20 protein-coding genes are annotated in these 22,085 nt (G+C 42.8%); 2 read left to right on the forward strand and 18 right to left on the reverse strand.

Annotation, left to right across the window (positions count from 1 at the left end; all coding sequences use genetic code 11):
• Nucleotides 1-59: 59 nt before the first annotated feature.
• Nucleotides 60-755, reverse strand: a complete 696-nt coding sequence (locus ACZ5O6_RS07185) for a succinate dehydrogenase iron-sulfur subunit (protein WP_447092403.1) — start codon at nt 753-755, stop codon at nt 60-62.
• A gap of 15 nt (nt 756-770) precedes the next feature.
• The gene (sdhA, locus tag ACZ5O6_RS07190) at nt 771-2,537 is read right to left on the reverse strand and encodes a succinate dehydrogenase flavoprotein subunit (protein ID WP_447092402.1); all 1,767 of its coding nucleotides are present in this window, start codon (nt 2,535-2,537) and stop codon (nt 771-773) included.
• Nucleotides 2,538-3,900: 1,363 nt separating this feature from the next.
• Between sdhA and gltA the strand changes: the two genes are divergently transcribed.
• Complete coding sequence (gene gltA, locus ACZ5O6_RS07195; RefSeq protein WP_447092401.1) at nt 3,901-5,184, forward strand: citrate synthase; 1,284 nt, start codon at nt 3,901-3,903, stop codon at nt 5,182-5,184.
• Nucleotides 5,185-5,322: 138 nt separating this feature from the next.
• On the opposite strand, the gene ACZ5O6_RS07200 is transcribed toward gltA, so the two are convergent.
• Entirely contained in the window at nt 5,323-5,988 is a 666-nt protein-coding gene (locus tag ACZ5O6_RS07200; RefSeq protein WP_447092400.1) for a transglutaminase-like cysteine peptidase, read from the reverse strand.
• 278 nt (nt 5,989-6,266) lie between these two features.
• On the opposite strand from ACZ5O6_RS07200, the gene ACZ5O6_RS07205 reads away from it, so the two are divergent.
• On the forward strand, nt 6,267-7,088 hold the full coding sequence (locus tag ACZ5O6_RS07205) for an HAD family hydrolase (protein WP_447092399.1): 822 nt from the start codon (nt 6,267-6,269) through the stop codon (nt 7,086-7,088).
• A gap of 9 nt (nt 7,089-7,097) precedes the next feature.
• On the opposite strand, the gene ACZ5O6_RS07210 is transcribed toward ACZ5O6_RS07205, so the two are convergent.
• The 15 genes from ACZ5O6_RS07210 to ACZ5O6_RS07280 all read right to left on the reverse strand — a co-directional run bounded on the left by ACZ5O6_RS07210 (nt 7,098) and on the right by ACZ5O6_RS07280 (nt 22,081).
• Nucleotides 7,098-7,514, reverse strand: a complete 417-nt coding sequence (locus ACZ5O6_RS07210; RefSeq protein WP_447092398.1) for a cupin domain-containing protein — start codon at nt 7,512-7,514, stop codon at nt 7,098-7,100.
• Complete coding sequence (locus ACZ5O6_RS07215) at nt 7,507-8,235, reverse strand: rhomboid family intramembrane serine protease (RefSeq protein WP_447092397.1); 729 nt, start codon at nt 8,233-8,235, stop codon at nt 7,507-7,509. The genes ACZ5O6_RS07210 and ACZ5O6_RS07215 overlap by 8 nt, the downstream gene beginning before the upstream one ends.
• A gap of 11 nt (nt 8,236-8,246) precedes the next feature.
• Nucleotides 8,247-8,930 carry a DUF2894 domain-containing protein gene (locus tag ACZ5O6_RS07220; RefSeq protein WP_447092396.1) on the reverse strand — a complete coding sequence of 228 codons (684 nt, stop codon included), beginning with the start codon at nt 8,928-8,930 and terminating at the stop codon, nt 8,247-8,249.
• Between the two features lie 12 nt (nt 8,931-8,942).
• Complete coding sequence (locus ACZ5O6_RS07225; RefSeq protein ID WP_447092395.1) at nt 8,943-9,671, reverse strand: OmpA family protein; 729 nt, start codon at nt 9,669-9,671, stop codon at nt 8,943-8,945.
• 7 nt (nt 9,672-9,678) lie between these two features.
• Entirely contained in the window at nt 9,679-11,796 is a 2,118-nt protein-coding gene (locus tag ACZ5O6_RS07230; RefSeq protein WP_447092394.1) for a hypothetical protein, read from the reverse strand.
• Nucleotides 11,793-12,521, reverse strand: coding sequence for a DUF3348 family protein (locus ACZ5O6_RS07235; protein WP_447092393.1), 729 nt, complete (start codon nt 12,519-12,521; stop codon nt 11,793-11,795). The genes ACZ5O6_RS07230 and ACZ5O6_RS07235 overlap by 4 nt, the downstream gene beginning before the upstream one ends.
• Nucleotides 12,522-12,773: 252 nt before the next feature.
• Nucleotides 12,774-13,112, reverse strand: a complete 339-nt coding sequence (locus ACZ5O6_RS07240; protein WP_447092392.1) for a hypothetical protein — start codon at nt 13,110-13,112, stop codon at nt 12,774-12,776.
• 144 nt (nt 13,113-13,256) lie between these two features.
• The gene (locus ACZ5O6_RS07245) at nt 13,257-13,592 is read right to left on the reverse strand and encodes a hypothetical protein (protein WP_447092391.1); all 336 of its coding nucleotides are present in this window, start codon (nt 13,590-13,592) and stop codon (nt 13,257-13,259) included.
• A gap of 288 nt (nt 13,593-13,880) precedes the next feature.
• Complete coding sequence (locus ACZ5O6_RS07250; protein ID WP_447092390.1) at nt 13,881-14,264, reverse strand: HPF/RaiA family ribosome-associated protein; 384 nt, start codon at nt 14,262-14,264, stop codon at nt 13,881-13,883.
• A gap of 832 nt (nt 14,265-15,096) precedes the next feature.
• Nucleotides 15,097-16,038, reverse strand: a complete 942-nt coding sequence (locus ACZ5O6_RS07255; protein ID WP_447092389.1) for a DUF5655 domain-containing protein — start codon at nt 16,036-16,038, stop codon at nt 15,097-15,099.
• Between the two features lie 23 nt (nt 16,039-16,061).
• Entirely contained in the window at nt 16,062-16,958 is an 897-nt protein-coding gene (locus ACZ5O6_RS07260; RefSeq protein ID WP_447092388.1) for a hypothetical protein, read from the reverse strand.
• Nucleotides 16,959-16,983: 25 nt separating this feature from the next.
• Nucleotides 16,984-18,438 carry a class I SAM-dependent DNA methyltransferase gene (locus tag ACZ5O6_RS07265; RefSeq protein WP_447092387.1) on the reverse strand — a complete coding sequence of 485 codons (1,455 nt, stop codon included), beginning with the start codon at nt 18,436-18,438 and terminating at the stop codon, nt 16,984-16,986.
• Nucleotides 18,439-18,441: 3 nt separating this feature from the next.
• Complete coding sequence (locus ACZ5O6_RS07270; RefSeq protein WP_447092386.1) at nt 18,442-19,497, reverse strand: PDDEXK nuclease domain-containing protein; 1,056 nt, start codon at nt 19,495-19,497, stop codon at nt 18,442-18,444.
• Entirely contained in the window at nt 19,497-20,366 is an 870-nt protein-coding gene (locus ACZ5O6_RS07275; protein WP_447092385.1) for an HNH endonuclease family protein, read from the reverse strand. The genes ACZ5O6_RS07270 and ACZ5O6_RS07275 overlap by 1 nt, the downstream gene beginning before the upstream one ends.
• A complete protein-coding gene (locus ACZ5O6_RS07280; RefSeq protein WP_447092384.1) occupies nt 20,363-22,081 on the reverse strand; it encodes an AAA family ATPase in 1,719 nt (572 codons plus the stop codon). The genes ACZ5O6_RS07275 and ACZ5O6_RS07280 overlap by 4 nt, the downstream gene beginning before the upstream one ends.
• Nucleotides 22,082-22,085: the final 4 nt, after the last annotated feature.

Consider the following 22,085-nt stretch of genomic DNA (forward strand, 5'->3'; position numbering starts at 1 on the left):
CACTGCCGGTTCACTCAATTAATACGGCAAAATATAACGCCGCTTTTCAATAAAGCCTTTTAAAGCAGCATACCGCGAATGTGGCCAATCGCTTTCGTTGGGTTGAGCCCTTTAGGACAAACTGACACACAGTTTTGAATCCCATGACAACGGAACACACTGAAGGGGTCACGGAGATTATCCAAACGCTGTTCGGTTGCCGTATCGCGGCTATCCGCTAAGAAACGGTAAGACTGTAATAAGCCGGCAGGCCCAATAAACTTATCAGGGTTCCACCAAAAAGATGGGCAGCTCGTTGAGCAGCAAGCACATAAGATGCACTCATAAAGGCCATCTAACTTTTCTCGTTCTTCAGGTGACTGTAAACGCTCAATGCCTTGGACGGGTTCGTCGTTCTGTAGGAATGGCTCAATCTTACGATACTGCGCATAAAACTGGCTCATATCAATCACAAGATCACGAATAACAGGCAAGCCAGGTAAAGGACGTAACGTAAGCGTGTTGTTTTTTACGCATTCGGATAGCGGTGTAATACATGCCAAGCCGTTTTTACCATTAATATTCATGCCATCAGAGCCACAAACACCTTCGCGACATGAACGGCGAAACACTAAGCTGTTGTCTTGCTGAGCTTTTAACAACTCCAGAATATCTAGCACCATATAGTCTCGACCATTCGTTTCAACTTCAAACGTTTTCATCGACGGTGTTTGGTCTGTTTCGGGATTGTAACGGTATATTTCTACTTTCAACATAGTTTCTCTCCCGTATTAATAAGTACGTGCTTTAGGTTCAAAGGTATCGACGGTAGTCGGCGTAAAATTAACGCCTCGCTTGGTGACTTTTTTGTCTTCTGGGAAGTATAACGAGTGACACAACCAGTTTTCATCGTCACGTTCTTGGAAATCATCACGAGCATGAGCACCACGAGATTCAGTACGCACCTCTGCAGGAATCGCCGTTGCTTCCGCTACTTCTAGCAAGTTTTGCAGTTCTAAAGCCTCAATACGCGCAGTATTGAATGTAGCACTCTTATCTTCAAACGTCACATTACCGATACGCTCACGAAGGTCAGCTAGCTTTTTAACACCCTCAGCCATAAAGTCACCGCGACGGAAAACGCCAAAATGGTTCTGCATCACCTGCTGAAGCTCAGTACGCAACGCTGCGGCTGATTCTCCGCCAGTATTATTATTAAGGCGATTAAGATTAACCATCGCTGCTTCGATATCAGATTCTGACGCATCACGATGCTCAATACCTTCTTTTAGCGCTTTCTCAATAAATAAACCTGATGCTCGACCAAAGACCACTAAATCAAGTAATGAGTTGCCACCTAAACGGTTAGCACCATGCACAGAAACACACGCAGCTTCACCGCAAGCATAAAAACCTTCGATAACTTTATCTTCGCCATTCACTTGCGTTAGGGCTTGCCCATCAACATTCGTGGGGATACCGCCCATCATGTAATGGCAAGTAGGAATAACAGGAATAGGCTCTTTGACGGGGTCAACACCGGCAAATGTTCTTGATAGCTCTAGAATACCCGGCAGGCGCTGATTAAGTGTTTCTTCTCCTAGGTGATCTAATTTTAGCTTCACATGGTCGCCATTTTCACCACAGCCACGACCCTCTAAAATCTCCAATACCATTGACCGTGCGACAACATCTCGGCCGGCAAGGTCTTTAGCATTTGGCGCATAACGCTCCATAAAACGCTCGCCATCTTTATTGATGAGATAACCACCCTCACCACGGCAACCTTCTGTTACCAATGTGCCCGCACCATGAATACCCGTTGGGTGGAACTGCCACATTTCCATATCCTGCACGGGATAACCCGCACGCAATGCCATGCCAATGCCATCACCGGTATTAATATGAGCATTCGTTGTAGACGCGTAAATACGCCCTGCACCACCAGTCGCAAATACCGTCGCTTTTGATTTGATATGTACAACTTCACCATCTTCGATATTGATTGCGATAACGCCGGTTACAACACCGTCTTGGTTTTTCACAAGATCAACGGCAAACCACTCATTAAAGAAAACGGTGTTGTTTTTAACATTACCTTGATAAAGCGTGTGCAATAACGCATGACCTGTACGATCCGCTGCCGCACAAGTACGTGCTGCCTGCCCACCTTTCCCAAAATCTTTAGACTGACCACCGAATGGTCGCTGATAGATTCGACCTTCCTCTGTGCGAGAAAACGGCAAACCCATGTGTTCAAGCTCAAATACAGCTTCAGGACCTACCGAGCACATATACTCGATAGCATCTTGATCACCAATGTAGTCTGACCCTTTAACGGTGTCATACATGTGCCAGCGCCAATCATCATCTTTATCTGCGCTACCAATTGCACAGGTAATGCCACCTTGCGCCGAAACAGTGTGAGAGCGAGTAGGAAAAACTTTAGTGATTACCGCTGTTTTAAAACCTGATTGCGCCATCTGTAATGCTGCGCGCATACCTGACCCGCCGCCACCAATGACGATACCGTCAAAGGAAACTGTTCTAATCGCCATAGGACTTACTCCAAATAATAAGCATATACGTTGTCTGTTACATGCAGACAGCAAGCGTTGGTAACGATAAGCTACCTCTCACTGCTTCACACTGCATAAATTCACTCTCTATTTATTTAAGCCCGCGCACAAACTTTTATTAAAAAATAAATGCTGGCGGGCTCAAAAAACAAAAACATGTCATACATCACGGATTATTACGGTTACCAAACAACGATGGCTCACCGTAATCACAAATCCAATGACTTCCACTTCCAGAGATAAACTTACGTTTATCAAGATAGCTATTTAGCAACCGACGCTGACTGTTGACGAGAGCAACGCACCAGATAAAACCAGCACATTTATATCGTTAACTCAGCTATTGCAGTCATAAATACTATTGAGAATAGACAAGCTATACTATAAATACCAGCACAGCCAAAAATAACGGCCGAGATTATAGTGAGAGCACCATAAAAATACAAACAAAAACCGGCATTTAGTGCCCGAAAAATGGGGATTTCTCGATAAAACGAAAAGGCGATTATTTTTTAAACAATGATGAAGCTATCTCATGGTTTTTCACACTCAAAAGCACAGCGTAACAACCACATTTCAAACCACTGCTGCCTCACTTAGAAACGCTTAATTTAGAAAAACGATAGAGCTCACTACCCAACTCACACATCAACCTACTCACATCTAGGCGGCACACACTATAAAATTCAATTTTATACTGCCCTTCTCTCTCATAAGCTATGCTAATACGCGCTATAAATATTTAGCATACCATGTAGTAAAACTACAAAATACCGCATCAAGATCAGAAGCATGCCCTCCTATTGATTTTTCACTTTAACGCGCTAAAGCCCATAGATTACAGGCTATCAACACAAATTAAGATACAGAAAAAAACAACCCATAGAGCATCGACATTAGAAAACAGCGAACAACAATATCTCAGCCGCATGGCATACAGGCGCCAGTAGACTTATATAATTCAGTTAAATAACAGGTTAGTATTACTACACAAAAGCGAATAGAGCGGTAGGAAACCAAAAAAACACGCATAAGGAAGATCAATCTTCAAGGCAACATGCAAAACGCAGGGTTTGTCCTATAATGGATATTCAGCTTACTGCTGTTTATGTCATATATGTTTGTCTGCGGTAACCGCTTTTATAAATCTCTGAAGAAATTTCGAGATAGCTCTACTGAGACATTGATGCGTTTTACGCCGCATGAGGACAAAAGACCTTGCATGCAAAAGTCTCATATTTTTGAACACTTTTTACACCCATTGTTAAAGGTTTACAGTAATCAATGAACACGAGAGGGTTTCATTTTTTACTGGACACCTCATTAAAAAGCAGGAGTTTTTATGAGTGACAAAACAGCCCAACTCACCATCGACGGTCAAACATTTGATTTGCCGATCCTATCAGGCTCTACCGGACCCGATGTTATTGATGTTCGTTCACTAGTTTCTCAAGGCTACTTCACCTTTGATCCTGGCTTCATGTCCACCGCTTCGTGCGAATCAGCAATCACTTATATTGATGGTGGCAATGGTGTATTACTTCACCGTGGTTACCCTATCGAGCAACTTGCCGAACACTCTGACTTTCTAGAAACTTGCTATTTGCTACTTAACGGCGAATTGCCTAACGAGCAAGAGCGTGAAGCTTTCAGAAATGACATCACCATGCACACCATGGTCAATGAAGCGATGGCTAGACTGTTTCGTGGCTACCACCATGATGCCCATCCAATGGCAATGATGTGTGGTGCTGTAGGCGCACTATCCGCCTTCTACCACGACTCATTAGACATCACCAACCCAGAACATCGGAAAATTTCAGCGATGCGCTTAATCGCTAAAATACCCACATTGGCCGCTATGTGTTACAAACACCATATCGGCCAGCCGTTTATGTATCCAAACAACAACCTATCTTACGCAGAAAACTTTTTGTACATGATGTTCGGCACACCGTGTGATGAGCCCAATATCAACCCCGTACTGGCTCGCGCCATGGATAAAATCTTTTTGTTACATGCGGATCACGAACAAAATGCATCGACATCAACAGTACGCCTAGCTGGTTCTTCGGGTGCAAACCCATTTGCGTGTATTGCATCGGGTATTACTGCTTTATGGGGCCCTGCTCACGGCGGCGCCAACGAAGCAGTACTGACCATGCTTGCAGAAATCGGACACGTAGACAATATCGATACTTTTGTGGCTAAAGCGAAAGACAAAAATGACCCATTCCGCCTTATGGGCTTTGGACATCGCGTTTATAAAAACTTTGACCCTCGTGCAAAAGTCATGAAAGAAGCCTGTGATGAAGTGCTCGCTGAATTAGGATTAGAGAATGACCCTCTACTCGCTATCGCTAAGCGACTAGAGCAAATCGCATTAGAAGATGAATACTTCATCGAGCGTAAACTTTACCCTAATGTTGATTTTTATTCTGGCATCATCATGAAAGCGATTGGTATTCCTACTGATATGTTCACCGTGATTTTTGCTACCGGTCGTACCGTAGGATGGATTGCTCACTGGGCAGAAATGATTAGCGGCAGCTACAAAATTGGTCGCCCACGTCAGTTATATACCGGCTACACTAGCCGAGATTATGTTAGCATCGAAAAACGCTAACAAAAGGCGATCAGTAAAACCAAAAAACCGCGCCAGTGATGACGCGGTTTTTTTATAACTTTCTTTTTATGTATTTAATCCACCTTACAGCTTTATAATAATCACCGATATATGGTGTTCACTCACCGCTAATGCTATTTACAACAGTTCTCTTTGCATACGCTTATTAAGGCGCCCCCAACTAGGCAAACTCTTAGCGATATTATTACCTGACGCCATACGTTTGGTTGATTTCGCCAGCCAAATACCTTCGCCATTAAACCCATAAACAGGCAATAAGTCAGTACGCCGAGAAGCTGGCAATATCGAACGATTAATATTATCGAGAATCAATGGTTCTGACTGAGGTGTAGGATAGTAAGCTAAAACCATATGCGCTAAATTCAACTCAAGCGCTTTGACATAAGTAATGCGTAACTTATTGGTATCCATCCCCATACTAATTAATGAAAAATACTTACCAATAGAAAAATCTTCACAATCACCGGCATAAGTTCCTAATGTCTCGACCGGTGTCGCCCAGTAATCTTCGACCCCCCAATGATCTGAATCCCACTTCCATTCAACTTGATTAAAATAGTCATTAGCAAAGCGCATCAACTCATCATCCGAAGAAGACTCACTGCTCGCAAAACGGTCAAGTGTCTGGCTCCAGCGGGCAATGCGATTCTTTGCCGTACGGCCATAGGTATTTTCGATCGTTGTTAGTGCACGATCATTAATATGTCGATAACTTGGCATTGCATCAACCACAAGAGGAAGCATCAATACCAGCGACAAAAGTACGCCGCTTATAGATTGCATATACAACACAATGAATTAACTCACCCAATAAGTTGACTAGATTAAGCGATAACAAACGCTTTAAAATACGCTTACACCTATTGAGTATAGACAAACATTATTTGAGCAATAGAACCATCGAGTCTTAAAAGGAAAGATAGCTAATTAAAATGTTACAGTGGCATCTAATCACACAGCGCTCGCGTAAGTTTTTAGTGTGGCAGATAAACAACAATGGCACAGTTAAAAAAGACTGAAAGCCCTATGCTAAAAACTCACCAATAACACCGGAACAGGTAATGACACTCATTGTATTTGATCTAGATGGCACACTGCTCAACAAACATTCTGCCATTTCAGACTTCACCAAACAGATGTTACAGAAGTTACACCACAACAATATTGCTTTTACTGTTGCTACGGGGAGAACCTTTAATTCTGCACAAACCATCATTGCCGGTCACCCCTTTGTGCTTCCACAGATATATAGCAACGGCGTTATTATCTGGGATCCAAACGACAACACATTATTGCTAGATAATTGTCTCGCACACGAAGACGCACACTTCATTTTGAACACCACCCTACTACAAAAAATTACACCGTTTATTTCAGCCGTCAATGCGGATCATCAGCACTTTATATTCCATCCAGATACTATCCACGATGCCGAAAAAAACTTACTGCGCCTTTTTCAATCCCGCGACAACTTAACCGTACTTCCTCTCAAACAGATGCCTGCAGATATGGCGATTACCAACATCAGCATGATTGGCGATGCGAGCGAAATTGACCACATTCATCACCAGGTGAATACACAAACACACCTTATTGCCTACTCTGGCCCAGCCATTGAAGGTAACGGTTTAAAATGGATGGATATACACCATAACAATGCCAACAAGGGCAACGGCATTTCGCAACTACGCAAACGCCTAAAGACTGAAAAAATTATTTGTTTTGGGGACAGCGATAACGATTTAAGCATGTTTGCTCAATCTGACGAAAGCTACGCCACAGCAAATGCTAAACAAGATATTCAAGACGCGGCTAATGATGTGATAGGTCATCACCACGAAGATGGTGTTGCACACTATTTAACAAAACGTTTTAATTTATAAAAGTCTTGCTTAGCGCTTCTCTAGTTTAAGATGCAATGCAGATAAAGGCGTATCGCCTTGCACATAAGCCCTATGTCCATGTACATTCGTATCGAAGCCAATACCAGCATTTAGATAGTCTTGAGCAATAAAATAATCGCCTGCAGAAAAGCACCGACTTTGCCCATCACGCAACTCAATCGTGATCGTCCCCGATAAAATGATCAGTAATGTGGGGTCACCAGCGACATGAAAACCCGCGGAATAATTTTTTGGGCTTGTACGCCAACGAAAATTAACCGCTTGTTGCTGATCTGACAACAAACGCTCAACACTGCCTGACAACGGCACTTCACGCTGCGCAAAATATGACAACCCATCGCCATCATTTGTCACAACTGTAATAATTTGCGTGCCATGTATTTGCTGATTGTTATCATCATTCACTATTTTTATTCCCCAATCGCTTTTTATTCCTCAAGATAAGCAACACCAAAATAAACCCCACTAAAGCGCCACCTAAGTGTGCAGCGTGGGCAATATTTACACCAAGTAACGAATGTCCTGTCGCGAGCGCATATACATCAAGGCACAATAAAAGAGGCACAAAAAATTTAGCGGCAATAGGAAAAGGCAATAATAAAAAAATGAGTTTATGATTAGGAAAACGTAATGCAAACGCTGCCAATATGCCATAAATAGCGCCCGATGCACCCACAACAGGCGATGCAAAAATTTCCACTGCGCGCTGCGACGATGGGTACTGAGGATAATACCGTTCATTAGAAAATAACTGAAACAGATCATGGCTAGAAAAACCTGCGGCTAGCAATGGTTCTATCGCTGCATGAAATTGATAATAGCTCACGAGCTGGTAAATAGTGGCCGCGCCAATACCACACGCAACATAGAACAATAAAAAACGAAGACTTCCCCATAAGCCTTCCAACACACGACCGAACATCCATAACGCCATCATATTAAGTAATAGGTGTAAGACGCCACCATGAACAAACTGATGGCTTAATAGTTGATAGGGGGAAAAAGAAGGCGACTCCCAATAATATAAAGCGACACCATCAACCGAATACCCACCTAAAAACTCGGCAAGGAATACCATTGCACATAACGAAATAATGACATTACTTACCGTAAAATTTTTATACATAGGAGATAAGGCTATTTTGCCACCTTATTAGGAGGAATATTGTTATGCAGCCATTGTAAAGTATCAAAGTAAGTCACGTAATGGCGAATATATTCGGGCGATAAATCATGGATTTGGCTTAACAAACGAATAGCCAAGGTTTCTGGGTTAAGTGGGCCTGGGGTTTCTGGTTTTGCATTCAGGGCGGTATCCATAAATTGATCAACACGCTGCTGGTGTTGTAAACGATAATACGCTGCACTGGATTTTAATGCTGGTAATACTGTCGAAGCGGCATGCTCAGTCGATGTTGCAACCGCCGACTGCGTAACGCTATCGGCTTTTTCTAACTCCGGCTCAACATGCAAACCATCAACATATTTCCGTAACGTAACCAATGCATTAATCGCCTTGCTATGAGTACTTTTGGATAGGCGAACATCATTGGCTGCCGTGTCTTCAACGATAGCTTGATCGCTCACAATCCTCTCATCTAGCTTATATTGCTGAACATAACGGTTTAATGCCTGCTGTGCTTTATTAAGTACTAACACACGTACTTTTTCACGCTGAGCAGCCGCACGACTGACTAACGATTCTATACCGGCAAATGCAACGACATCATACCGATGAAACCCTTTCTGCTTTAATGAAGCTAATGCTTCTACCGAAATAGGTAATATAGATTTAGCAGATAACTGGGAAGAAGGTGTCATATACGTACCCGCTCACCCTTCTGTTGCTGGCTTTAGCAATGCAGAAGGAACATCTATCGGCTCAACACTATTACTAGTTGAACGGTTATGATCAACCTTATCAATAACATCACTACTGGGGGGCTTTGCCAACCTAGGAACTGGCGCCATTTCAACACGACGATTTTGCGCACGACTGCTACGGTCGATATTCGGCACAACCGGTTGCTGATCACCAAAGGCCGCCGCAAACACCATCGACGATGGCATCCCCTCTTCGATCAATGCACGAGTCACCGTTAATGCCCGTTGCGCCGACAAATCCCAGTTATCTGTAAACGTTAAATTACCGGCTTGTATTGGCTTGTCATCCGTAAAACCGCTCACCATCAACAACTGCTCACGCTCACTTAAATATACTTTTAAAGGCGCAACCAAAACAGTCAATAATTCTCGCCCTTCGTCTTGTAAGGTCGAAGAATTATTAGCAAACAAAACACTGCCACTAATCCCTATGCGTCCATCACGCAAGGTAACTCGCCCTGTTGCCAGTGGATCCGATAGCGCTTCTTCTAGGGCAATACGCCGCTGCTCTTCTTGCTTACGTTTAAGAATTTCGTCTTCTAGATTTTGTGCCAGCTCCAACTGAAAACCTAGCGCCCACACCAATAACAACACAAACACGCCCACAACCCCGGCCATTAAGTCACCAAAGATAGGCCATACGGGTTGATCATCAATACCTTCGTTTAAGCGGTTCATAGATAACCTACGACGCCGAGCGACCAATTTGACGCAATTGCTCCATCATCTCTTGTTGAGACAATAGTGTGTGATCAATAATTTCTCGTGCCTGCGCCACATAGTAGCCCATCTGCTCATCACTTCTCTGCCCTGAATCGGCAAGCGCTTGCTCTATCTGTGAAAGAGTCGCTTTTATATCGCGACTCGACTCACCAAATTGCTCAACGGCGACACCAAAGGCATCACCTAAACTCGCTAACTCAACGGCACTACCACTAAATTGATCGGCAGCATCGGATAAACGCGTAGATTCAACATTCACCGTTTGACCAAAGCGCTCACTTAGCTGACTTAATGTCTCCGCCGATTGCGAGGTTAAACGATTCAATGCCTCTTGTTGCTCGCGAGAAGAGCTTTCTAAGGTATTCGCCACTGTCGTGAGCTGTTCAAAAATTGCCTGACGTTCAGTTAATAGCTGATTATCCCGCTCCACAGTATTCGACATTTCTTCACGCAATTGACTGATAACTTCAGCAGCAGCACGCGGGGTTTCTGAAGCCGTTTCGATCAATTGAGTCAACGGTGCTTCAAGCCCCTGCCCTAAACGCTGTAAATGCTCTGCCGCCTTATCGCTCAAACCCGCTAACTGGTCAACGACCGCATCGCCCCTACGCGCCTCATCATCACGTAGTGTATTCAACTGCTCACTAATACGTGAAGTTAGCTCACTTACCTGTGCGTCATGGCGATCCAACCACTGCGCTTCACCCGCCGCACGCTGCTCAACCAGCTGCTCTGTCGTCGACAATAAGGTTTGCATATCATTTGCTATAGAGTGCATTGTCTGCTGCTGGTCGGCCACAAGGCGGTTAATCACCGCCTGTGTCGCATCAGTCGCTTGTGCTAAATGAGAATCTAACTGGTCGTTACGTTGCTGATCTTGTGCTTGCTGTTGTACGAGCCATTGTGTGTTCATCTCGCTAAAGCGATCAATCAATGAGCCTGATGTTTCACTTAGCGTCTGCTGATACTTCTCCGCTTGCGTTTGTTGCTGTTCAGACAACTGCTGGGTGATAGCGTGATAATCATTCACTCCTTGCTGCCAAGTATTTGCCATATGCTCGGTCGTTGATGACATGTGCTGCGATACCTCAGCAGTATGCTGAGTAAGCTGCTCTGCTATCTTTTGGTGAGTCACGCTCAAGTCACGATTAACACTTTCTGTCATCGTCTGGATCAATGGCTCTACTCCACTAAACGATGCCGTTAACTGCGCACCCATTTGCTCACTACTCGTTTTAACACTGTCTTGAAGACTACGATCAAACGATTCGGCCAATTGACGATAGTTATTACGCATTTCATCGTGAAATTGCGTTTGCTGGCTAATAAGCTGCTGATTAATGTCTTGACTAAAGGTTTCCATACGCGCCGCCATCGTCGCCAAGGTATCCGCAACCAAGGGTAGCGATTCTGCCTGTGATTGCATTGCTTTAAAGGTTTGCTCTCGATTATAGGATAGAGAAAAATCCTGAAAGGCTGTATTCATCGCGCCATCGATGTGCTGCGATGCCAATTGTCGTTCACGACGGCTAAGGGTAGAAATAAACCCCAACATCGCCGATGCACTAACACCCGCAACAGAGGTGCCAAATGCTAAGCTCAAGCCTTTAATCGGCGCACTTAAACCTTCACGGATAGCTGCCAGCTCTGTTGTGCCTTCCAAAGCAGACACCGCGCCTTTTAAGGTATCGACCATACCGGCAAATGTTCCCAGCAAACCCAACATGACTAACAGGCCCACTAAGTACGGCGTCAACATAGGCATCGGTAAAGGGGCAAACTCACCCTTGATACGCAAACGCACGCTGTTACGCAATGCCGGTGCAATCAGCGACAACCACTCGTCTAATACCGATATTTTTGACTCTGCCCCTAATGTATCAATCGTCGCCAAGGCATCATCTAAGGTGCGCGTCGCTTGCTGAAAACGCATCAACTCCATAAAGCCAATCACATACACCACTGCGATAACCCCCATCACCGCAAACGCTAACGCATTCGAGCCCACAAAGCTCGCACCCATCCACAACACAATAATGCCACCTAAAATAAAGGCGACGATAGACAGTATTCTTGTCATGCTACTTGTTCTTCCTCTTTAATCAGTGCCTCAACCAGCCCCAATGTCGGATGGAGGCGAATGTCTAATTCTGCCAGTAATAACATTTTCATCTCGGCAATAAACGTCGATAAGGTTTCCGCATCTAACGTTGCATCAGGTAATCGGCTTAATACTTCATCAAATCGTTTTGTCATCAAGTGCCCAATAGCACCAAAAGCTTTACGGCTATGGCTTGCTAAAATTTCAGCTAATTTATTATCTAGAGCGACTAACTGCGCAAGCTGTGGAGAATAGCGGGTTAACTGGCGACATATTTGCCGATGCAATGTCAGCACACGGGACTCCATCTCACTTTGCTGCAAGCTATAAAATCGCTGATGGACTTTTAATGAGGCTTCTGCCGTTTGTTCCGGCTCTTCCAAAGCTGCTTCACCCGCGACTTTGCTCAAGTACGCTGATGTGCGCTCTTGAATATGCGCTCTACCATCATCACGAGCTACTGTATAAGCTAACTGGATAGACTTAGCATTAATAACCCCACTATCTAAGCCCTCTTTCATTGATACACGCGGCAATGTCGCCAAAAAATCAGCTAAACCAAACGCCCCACCAAAATCAATAAACTGCCCCACCGTAGCCACAAACTGCTTATGCGGCACCTTAGTATCCACCAACGCCAACGATTGCAAACCACTAATAAGAGCAGATTGAGAAAACGACAAAGATGAAGGCTGAGCAGGCATACGCGACGTGCACACAAACAATAAATTGATAAAAATAGGATTTTAAAAAAGGGGCGCATTCTATCACCGTTCACCACATAACGTCTGGTAAACCGTCGATAAAGGCCGAAAGAAAAGAGCGGAAACACTTAAAGCATAAAAAGTGGAGCCCCATCACCACCTGTAGAAATATAAGCCACACGCAGCCACTATGCTAAAAGTGTCGCGTCAAACCTTAGCCAGGCGGCTAGAAAAGAGGGAACACTCTGAAGACTAGCGTTTGAAGAACTGATCAATGAGAGCTACTGATTCGCCCATAATATGATCCTCAAACTCATCCAAGCTCTTACCAAATATATTAAGGTATTTATCGGCTTTGTCATGAGTGAGCTGCTTGCTTCTTACGTGATACTGCATTTCGGGTAGGTTTTTATCAGTCCGCGGCACAATTTTCCAGCAAATAAAATCGGGGTCTAGATCCACCACTTTTTTTTGCGCAAAAACACAAAATGCATCCACATAACTCTTCCCCTCAGGCCCCAAACAGCCGGGCTCTACACGGTAAGTAACCGTGAGTTTTTGATGATCAGGCAAAGGTAAACTGACATTCATAACGCGTAATACAACTCCACTTACATTAAACAATAAAGCTATAGAATAAGTGTAGATCATCAAGAGAAAAGTGGCGTAAATTTCAAGAAATAATAGCGTATTTTTAGCTGGTTAAAAATCACACACAACTTGCTCAAAGGTTCACTATGTAAGCTTGCTACGCATATCAGCCTTAGAAGGCGAACGAGACACCTGCCCCGTCGTTTTTGAATAGTGATACGCCCTATGCTTACCACCACTGGGGTCCGAATGAGTTTCTGTAATACTCCCCGAGCGATGGCGCGTCATCGTCGCCGTCCGCGTCCCCTCCATAATACTCTGACTCCATGTCTCGCCTTCAGACAATTTCCTTCCCCCCTTATTCGCCAAAGCTTGGAAGTCCTGAACCCCAACACCAGGAGGAGCGACCTGATCATCTGTTGGTTTAAACAATGAAAATGCAGTAGTTTGTGCTGGTTTAGGTGATGATGTTGCTGACATACAAGCCCTTTTTAATCACATTAAATGATAAGCAAGAAGCAATTCTCATACCTACAACAAATAGCCTTCTAAAAATTATAAGCTACTGTTTTTTCTAGCAATATTTTCAAGCAACGTGAAGAAGGGGTAAATATGCCCCTGTTATGGCATATAAAGTGGGTCTTAAAAGTACCGGCTTTATTAGAAAGATGAAGTGTGAGTGGACATACTCAAAAATGTCATGGTATTTATTTATACGGAGGGGGAATAAGATGAGCCACCCTCCATATAAACGTTGTAACTTTCGCTTTAATTCTCTTCTAACGGCTCAATTGCTTCTGGCTCTACGTCAGATAAAGGCAATCCTGCGCCCTTTTTACGGTGATCTTTTAGGCGGCCTAGCGTACTTTCTAAGCGATGCGCTAACTTTTTAGCCGCACCATTAACCGCTTGCTCCAGTGTTTCTGCATGGTCTGTTACCGCAACGGGCTGACGGCCTTCAATGCGCGCTTCTAACATACAACGCTGATCATGCGGCCCACTCTTACCTTTGCTTTCGTCACTTAAATGTACCTCTACTCGAGTAATATGATCTTTAAAGTGATCCAACGCATCCTCGACCGAAGCGGTAACCTGTGCTGCTAGCGCTTCTGTACCATGGATATTTGCATCGGTATTAAATTGTATTTTCATTCTATTCTCCTTATTTTTTTTTGGGGGGGGGAAGACTTTTTATAACCGACTTAATCAGCCGTTATTGTATTTTTTGTTTTTACGCTTATACATTTACATGCGACTAATACCAAGGATTTCAAGGCATAGACACCTTGATTCGTAAGAATAATTAATGGTGTAGTAAATAAAGAAGGAGAGCATCATGGTAAGACACAGGAACACATACCTGCCCAAGAAATAGACAAGAAAGCCTGACTACACTTAGAAAAAAGACAGCGACTATAGACTGTCATAACACCCTACTCGCTCAAAAAACCATGTTTCACTCATCGTAGCACCCAGTATGTACACGGCTATATGATTTTTTATCTTCACTACTGCATTACCGTATGGTTCACTCTTAGCTTTTTACATACGTGTGATGTGTAAGCTCCTCACTCCATTTATGAAACATCATTGATACAAGTCATATTGATACAAGTAATACACGCATAAAATTCAGCGATAAAACTCACACCGCACAGACTAAAAAGCCCAACCGTTTATGAGCGACTGGGCTGGGTTTTGCTCTGAATCCTCTTAATACGAATGCGAGAGAGTACTGTATTTTTACTCTGACCCCACTGACCCTTGATCACTGACCCTTGATCATATTATTTCTTTTCTCGTTCTACCTTATTTCTGCCCTATTCTGATTCTTCGCACATGCTCGTGAAAAAGGGCTTTAACCCTTGGGATTTTTCTTGGATTTTTGCCGATTATTATCGTAGTCACCACTAATCACGGTGGTTACGGGGATGTTATGTCGTGGGTATATTGCTTAAAAAGGGCTCTGAGCCGTTATAGACTATTAATTTTCTTGGTAGCTTAGCTCAATAAGGCTTTTGGTCTTTTCAAAATCCTCAACCGATTTAATTTGTACTTCTAAATCGCCTGTACCCCAATGCCCTTTTTTACTTACATCCTCAATCAAACCTTCCTGCAACACGATATGCCTTGGGTCTAACTTGAGATAAAGACGAATACTCGGATCTTGTACTGGTGCCCATACCTGCACACTGGCAAAATTTTTGATACGTTTAAATGCGGTATAAAACTTTAACTCTTTACGTTGTACTTCATCGCCCAACGAGAGCGCATAATCACACACCAAATCGTATAAGGCTGTTAGCTCTTTATCGGCAGCGGCTTTGCGATGGTCGTGAGTATCCTTTCTTCCCGAATCTAAAGACCTACTGCTTTTTTGCGTAGATGCTAGATTTTTTATCGTTAAAGTATTAGCCGTTTGGGCATTTACTAACTCCAGTAATAATAAGTCATCACCAAAATAACGATAACGCATTAATTCAATATTACGATTCATTTGCTGTACGGCATGCTCATCGTATTTATTAAAATCTGAAGCAATACAAATCAAACGCGTACCGTTCCATTCAATATCTTCGGCAACCTCTCGTCCCAACTTGTCCATTACCAATAACTGAAACTCGGCCTGATGATCCAGCAACCAATCTAAATAAAACAAACCTTGGTTAATTACATTTTCATTACTATGACGTTTGTATTCAATAATAACTGGACAACCGTTTTCATCCAAGCCCAAGGAATCAATACGGCCACTATGGGTTTTTCCCGTAGTGTGTTCAGTTTTAATCAAGCGCACACCGAGAAAGGTTTCCATATTGGCTTCGAGCAATACTTGCAAATCTTTTTCTAAGGCGGCATATTTTCCCACCAGCTCGGTAACGAGTTGGTTGTTGGTATTAATGGAGAATAGCTTTATGTCACTCATACGTGAAATACCTTTCCAATAGTTTACGTCGCTGTTGCCCAACCCTGCTCAACTAATACTAACCACAGGCAGCGTAACGCCAATTGAGCATCCTCTTCAGATAATGCTCGTTTATTTTGTTTTTTCTGTTCATTGGGCTTACCTCTAGAATGTAGTCGAGCAACTACTCTTCCAGACCAACTGCTTAAGTTTTCATTTTTTTTCTCTTGCTGATTTACATATTGTTGTACCGCTTTGCCTAAATCAATAGTTAAGTTATCAACTAAACACCCAAAAACAATGGATAATGCATCGCGACAACGATCAACTACATCGACAGGACCCAAACGATGACTACTATTAACCACCTTTTCTAAAGCATCACTCAACGATCGTACTATTTCTGATGGCACATTGCTTTCGAGTAATTCAGGCACAACACCAAAAGAACGATGCGACTTTAAGGTGATGACAGGCACATCAAAAGCAGATGACTCAATGCTTAATATTTTCCAGATAGAGTAAAAAGGTGTTTTACCTAAGAGTAACTCTGGAAATATTATTGAATTTCTTAAATTATTTAGCGGATCACGTTGATAAGCAATTACATTCACCTCTTGCGCCACGCCACCTGCCCATGAGACCTGTTTCAAATCTGTACGCAATGAATCTTGAACACGCCATTTATCAGGCTGATTGCCAAATTGTTTGAAAATGCTACCCCGTCTTATCTGAGTAATTGGATCAAAGTAATCTTCTTTAAAAACACAATTGGGATAATGTAATACTTCATCTGAACCCCCGGCCATACAGTCATAATCGTCACTTTTATGCACAAAGGTAATCGGCAACAGCAATGGCATAGGTGATAACGGCGTTGCATGGCTGGGGGTTCCTTGATAAATAAGGCCGCTATCTCGACAAATGCCTAAAAAATTCATCTAACTACTCCAGATTATCTCACATCTACTCATTGCTCGACGGCAAACCATCAGCGACATCTCTAAACGAGGCTAACGCGGCTTCTAAATGATCAATAATTTCTTGTTGCAAAATAGCAGGGGATGGCAAGTTATCCAAATTATCTAAGCTATCATCTTTTAACCAAAAAATATCTAAGCTTGCTTTATCTCTTGCCATGAGTTCAGCATACTTATAAAACTTAAAACGCTCCGATTCTTTACGACGTTTCGCGTGATAACATTTAATAAAATCGTGTAAATCATTAACACTTAATGGCCGTTGCTTAAGGGTAAAATGTTTATTGGTGCGCAAGTCATAAAACCAGATACCTTTGGTATGCACTTTGCCATCTAAGGGCGCTTTATCAAAAAACACCACATTAGCCTTTACACCATTAGCGTAAAATATACCCGTGGGTAAACGTAAAATGGTATGCACATTACACTCTATTAACCATTTACGACGAATGCGCTCACCTACGCCACCTTCAAACAATACATTATCTGGCAGTACTACCGCCGCCTTGCCTGTCTCTTTCAGCATGGTAATAATATGCTGTAAAAAGTTTAATTGTTTGTTGGTGGTAGTTGCCCAAAAATCTTGACGTTCATAGGTTAAGGTGTCTTTATCTTCTTCGCCTTCTGCGTTGGTAATAGTCATGCTGCTTTTTTTACCAAAAGGAGGATTTGCCAACACATAATCAACAAATTCTGTTGGTGTACTTAATAAAGCATCTGCACGCTCTACCTCTGGATCACCATCAAGGCTACCAATATTATGTAAAAACAAATTCATTAAACATAAGCGGCGAGTGGATGGAACGATTTCATTACCGTGAAAAGTATCGTCGCGTAAAAAAGCCGTTTGCTTTTTATTGAGTTTATGGTTTTCAGAAATCCAGCGAGCGGCACTTAAAAAGAAGCCACCTGTGCCGCAGGCAGGGTCTGCAATGGTTTTCATCGGTTCAGGGCGAACACATTCCAACATCGCATCAATTAATGGACGCGGTGTAAAATATTGGCCCGCACCACTTTTCGAATCTTCCGCATTTTTTTGCAGTAAACCTTCGTATAAATCGCCTTTAGTATCCGTACCTAAACTCACCCATTTTTCTTCGTCGATCATTTTAATAATGCGGGCTAATTTAGCTGGGTCGGGGATTTTATTTTCTGATTTATAAAAAATAGCCCCTAACATGCCATCTTCATTACCCAGCTTTTTTAACACGCGGCGGTAATGTTCTTCGAGCTTTGTGCCCGTTTTATTGCACAAGCTAGGCCAATTGTGAGTTTTAGGCACTTTGGTGTCGCGATTATAAGGGTCCACCGAATATTCATGAGCCATTTTTAAAAATAGCAAATAGGTCAGCTGTTCTAAATAATCGCCATAACCTACCCCATCATCCCGTAGGGTGTGGCAATAGTTCCAGACTTTTTGTACCAGTGTTGACGCATTCATTTATTATTCCTGATCGTGGCTTGTAGGTGGTTCTGCCACGTACTGCTGTTGCGCGTGATCAATGGCTTGTTGCAATCGTTGATGCAACAATTCACGCTCGGGTAATTCAGTGAGGTATTCCGCAATATGAATGCCGGCATCATCTAGTTGTAAAAGCTCTATTTGTTCTTGGCGGTTTTCGGCGCATAAGATAATGCCTAACGGCGGTTCTTCTTCTGGCTGGCGCTCGTGTTTATCTAGCCAGCGTAAGTACAACTCCATTTGGCCTTTATAGTGGGGCTTAAAGGCGCCTATTTTTAAATCAACAACTACCAGTCGCCTTAACTTGCGGTTATATAGTAACAGATCAATATAGAAGTCTTCATTATCTATTTGTATACGCTTTTGCCTGGCAACAAAAGTAAACCCCGCCCCTAACTCCAAAAGAAAGCTTTCGAGGTCGCGGAGGATAGCGTCTTCAAGATCTTTTTCAAGGTAATGATCTTGTAAACCCAAAAAATCTAATACATACGGGTCTTTTAATACCCAATCGGGGGCTAATTGATCGGTTTGAGACAAACGCTGCAATTCTTGTTGTATCAGCGTTTCTGGTTGTTTGGATATAGCGGTACGTTGATAGAGCATCGAATCAATACGGCTCGATAAGGTGCGTACACTCCAGCGCTCGATACGACACATTTGCGCATAAAACTCACGCTGCAAAGGGTCTTTTAAGGGGATTAGATGCGTAAAATGGGTCCAGCTTAATTGTCGCGTCAGTGATGCGACAATCTGTTGATCGGGAAACACCTGCGCAAACTGCATAGTTCGCCGTAACTGCTTCTCGGAATACCCTCGCCCAAACTCAGCGGTTAATTGTCGCGCCAGTGATACGACAATTTGCTTACCATAAGCCGCACGTTCGCCGCCTAAGACCTCTTGGTTGATTCTATCGCCTATTTGCCAATAGAGCTGGGTGAGGGAAGCATTAACGACAGTGGCGGCTTGCTGTTTGGCTTGGGAGACTAGAGTGCGGATTTCTCTCAGTAATAAAGGGGCAATATCTATATTGTTTGGCATTAGATAGCTCCTGCTAATTGCTTCATCCATGGGTGTGCTTTAATCTCTCGATCATTTTCTAATTTATACACTAAAAACCCTATATAAGCAGCCGGATTACTGGGATTTAAATATTGCCTAATGCGCTTTAACGCTTGTTGAAAACAGCTATGGGCACCGGCCTCTTGACTAACAGTTCTCAAGTACCACTTTTTAGCATCTTTTACTAACGGCTTTACTAATGCCCATTGTGCTCTTCGACCTTCATTTAAACCCCGATTATCGAGATGTAGAATCCGTATAGAATATCTTACTTTGCGGTCTTCCTCGCTACCCGGTTCAAACCGTGAAAAGGGTTTTCCATCAATATTATAAGATAACAAACGCCAATCCAGCACATTGCAAGGGTCTAATATAGCGGGAATTTCATAATCCTGCTCTGCTTCGCTATAAGCTCGTTCAGACTCATTTATTAATGGAAAGTAATTCCACTTCCCCCCTGAGCTACCCTCTATATCTTTACGATATTCATTACAGTGCTGACAAGAAAAACGAAAATTATCCAAAGAAAAGGTACACCAATCATAGCCTTTATGTTCTTCTTCTAGATCAATATGGCTAAGCTTTTTTCCATCATCACTTAGTACGACGCCCCGTACTGTACCTTTAGGCCGATAATGATCAACCGCGTTATCCGTTCGTGGAATGCTAGTTTCACAGTACCAACAACAGGTGTGAGATAAGTCACCTAAAATACCTTTTAACTCACTCCAAATATGCCGTTGTTGTTCCGCCGTTCGCTCCTTATTACATAAACGCTCTTGAGCCTCCTCAGCTTTTTCTTCCCAGCCTTCGGGTAAAGCAACAAAGCTGCTATCGATATACCTCATGATGTTTTTTCTTCTGCCAGTAGTTGTTGAATGGCCTCACGGGCTACGCGTTCGCGCTCTTCTGAAGATAAACTCAGCGCAAACTTAATTAACTTTTGATAATCATCCGTATCCGCCTCTTGTGAAAGTATGGCTGTACGCAGTTCCAAGTAACGCTGATAATCATCGTCACGTTGATTAAGTGTAAAACGATCTTTATCTAACCATTGCTGAATTACCGTAAGACGCAATTCTTGCATCGGCGTACGTTGCTGAATACTGGCTAACACCCGATAAATTTCCAAACGCTTCTGGGTTCTAGAATCCAGTGACGATGGCAGACCAAACATATCGCTGGTCACAATACCGGTATAGCCCATCCCTCTTGGATCGAATTCAGGTAAGTGTGATGTGATAGTTAAGTACTCAGGATCACGATAAAGTATTTGTACCTGTTCACGGGATAATTCGGCCACTGCGAGGGGGTTATGCGTATTTAACACAATATGACTAGACGCATTATCGCTATGCCCCGCATCCACAAATAATTTTAAATACTTAAAATAATCCACACTCCATTGTGGGTTTAGATGGGTGTCGGGTTCATCTAATAAAAACAAGCCTTCTTCTTCAGCAGTAAAACGTAATAAACCTAAGACTGTCAGTAATTGCTGCTCGCCTTCACTTAGTTCTCTAAAAATCACCGTGCCATCATTATTTTTAAGTTTAACCCGAATACGCACTTCATCTATTAACTCAGAAACATAAGTGCTTTCCAAATCTCGAAAGAACTCACGGGGCGCTTGATCACCCACTAATTGTTTAAGTGCATCTAAATCTTTTACATAAAGATATAAATATTCCAGATTAGTGGAATTCCATAAACTGGTTTTGGTACGGCGTTTAATGCGGATAGGGGCAAGTGCAACATCATATAAGCGTGACAAAAAGTTTTTGACTACCCCTCTAGCCATCCAAAATCGAGGGTCACCGTCGGGCGCTTTAGAATTCCATGAGGGTTTATTTAATACAAATAGTACCGAATCAATACCTACCTCGGTATCAATACCAAAGTGCCCTTCCAAAAACTCCTTTACAAAGGTTTCATCATTTAACATAAAGGCCAATAAGGCAAACTGGCTATGAACGGGTCTAGCATAAAACAGTTGGCGTAAGCCAGGGTCTACACCATTACGTAAATCATTATCGTATTTTTCCAGATAAGGGCGAAATACTTCGTACATGCGTTCGCTATGACCAGAGTAATAACCAAAGATATATTTAGGTAAAAAGCTTTCTTTTTGACGCCTAAAATCAGAAAATTTTATGGCGACTAAAGAAGAGGGTTTCGAATTAGAGCGATCGAACAATAAGCCTTGCTCTTGAGTTTCTTCATCAACATTAGTTACATCTAACTCACGAAAATGAATATGATAAAAATCACCCTCTCTATCTGGGTCTGCATCAATAGCAATATCTTTACCGTGGCAAAAATAACGAATTTTATAAGCAAAGCTAGGCTTATTCGCGACACCCCATTGATCTTTAGCCATAATCAGATCACGAAACAAAGTGGCTAATGCTTCTAAAACGTTTGACTTACCCGTACCATTCCAACCAATAACGACCGTAATCCATTCGTTTTCATCAAAATCAATAGACACATTTTTTAGATTCTTAAAGCGTTGCTTGTCGCCTTTTTTATCTGACCCTATGGTAAACGAGGCTAAACGCATGGTC

It is taken from the genome of Eionea flava, assembly GCF_055393785.1.

Coding starts and splice junctions, on each gene's coding strand:
- ACZ5O6_RS07185 (WP_447092403.1), bottom strand. CDS start 755: ATGTTGAAAGTAGAAATATACCGTTACAATCCCGAAACAGACCAAACA.
- sdhA (WP_447092402.1), bottom strand. CDS start 2,537: ATGGCGATTAGAACAGTTTCCTTTGACGGTATCGTCATTGGTGGCGGC.
- gltA (WP_447092401.1), top strand. CDS start 3,901: ATGAGTGACAAAACAGCCCAACTCACCATCGACGGTCAAACATTTGAT.
- ACZ5O6_RS07200 (WP_447092400.1), bottom strand. CDS start 5,988: ATGCAATCTATAAGCGGCGTACTTTTGTCGCTGGTATTGATGCTTCCT.
- ACZ5O6_RS07205 (WP_447092399.1), top strand. CDS start 6,267: ATGACACTCATTGTATTTGATCTAGATGGCACACTGCTCAACAAACAT.
- ACZ5O6_RS07215 (WP_447092397.1), bottom strand. CDS start 8,235: ATGTATAAAAATTTTACGGTAAGTAATGTCATTATTTCGTTATGTGCA.
- ACZ5O6_RS07220 (WP_447092396.1), bottom strand. CDS start 8,930: ATGACACCTTCTTCCCAGTTATCTGCTAAATCTATATTACCTATTTCG.
- ACZ5O6_RS07225 (WP_447092395.1), bottom strand. CDS start 9,671: ATGAACCGCTTAAACGAAGGTATTGATGATCAACCCGTATGGCCTATC.
- ACZ5O6_RS07230 (WP_447092394.1), bottom strand. CDS start 11,796: ATGACAAGAATACTGTCTATCGTCGCCTTTATTTTAGGTGGCATTATT.
- ACZ5O6_RS07235 (WP_447092393.1), bottom strand. CDS start 12,521: ATGCCTGCTCAGCCTTCATCTTTGTCGTTTTCTCAATCTGCTCTTATT.
- ACZ5O6_RS07240 (WP_447092392.1), bottom strand. CDS start 13,112: ATGAATGTCAGTTTACCTTTGCCTGATCATCAAAAACTCACGGTTACT.
- ACZ5O6_RS07245 (WP_447092391.1), bottom strand. CDS start 13,592: ATGTCAGCAACATCATCACCTAAACCAGCACAAACTACTGCATTTTCA.
- ACZ5O6_RS07250 (WP_447092390.1), bottom strand. CDS start 14,264: ATGAAAATACAATTTAATACCGATGCAAATATCCATGGTACAGAAGCG.
- ACZ5O6_RS07255 (WP_447092389.1), bottom strand. CDS start 16,038: ATGAGTGACATAAAGCTATTCTCCATTAATACCAACAACCAACTCGTT.
- ACZ5O6_RS07260 (WP_447092388.1), bottom strand. CDS start 16,958: ATGAATTTTTTAGGCATTTGTCGAGATAGCGGCCTTATTTATCAAGGA.
- ACZ5O6_RS07265 (WP_447092387.1), bottom strand. CDS start 18,438: ATGAATGCGTCAACACTGGTACAAAAAGTCTGGAACTATTGCCACACC.
- ACZ5O6_RS07270 (WP_447092386.1), bottom strand. CDS start 19,497: ATGCCAAACAATATAGATATTGCCCCTTTATTACTGAGAGAAATCCGC.
- ACZ5O6_RS07275 (WP_447092385.1), bottom strand. CDS start 20,366: ATGAGGTATATCGATAGCAGCTTTGTTGCTTTACCCGAAGGCTGGGAA.
- ACZ5O6_RS07280 (WP_447092384.1), bottom strand. CDS start 22,081: ATGCGTTTAGCCTCGTTTACCATAGGGTCAGATAAAAAAGGCGACAAG.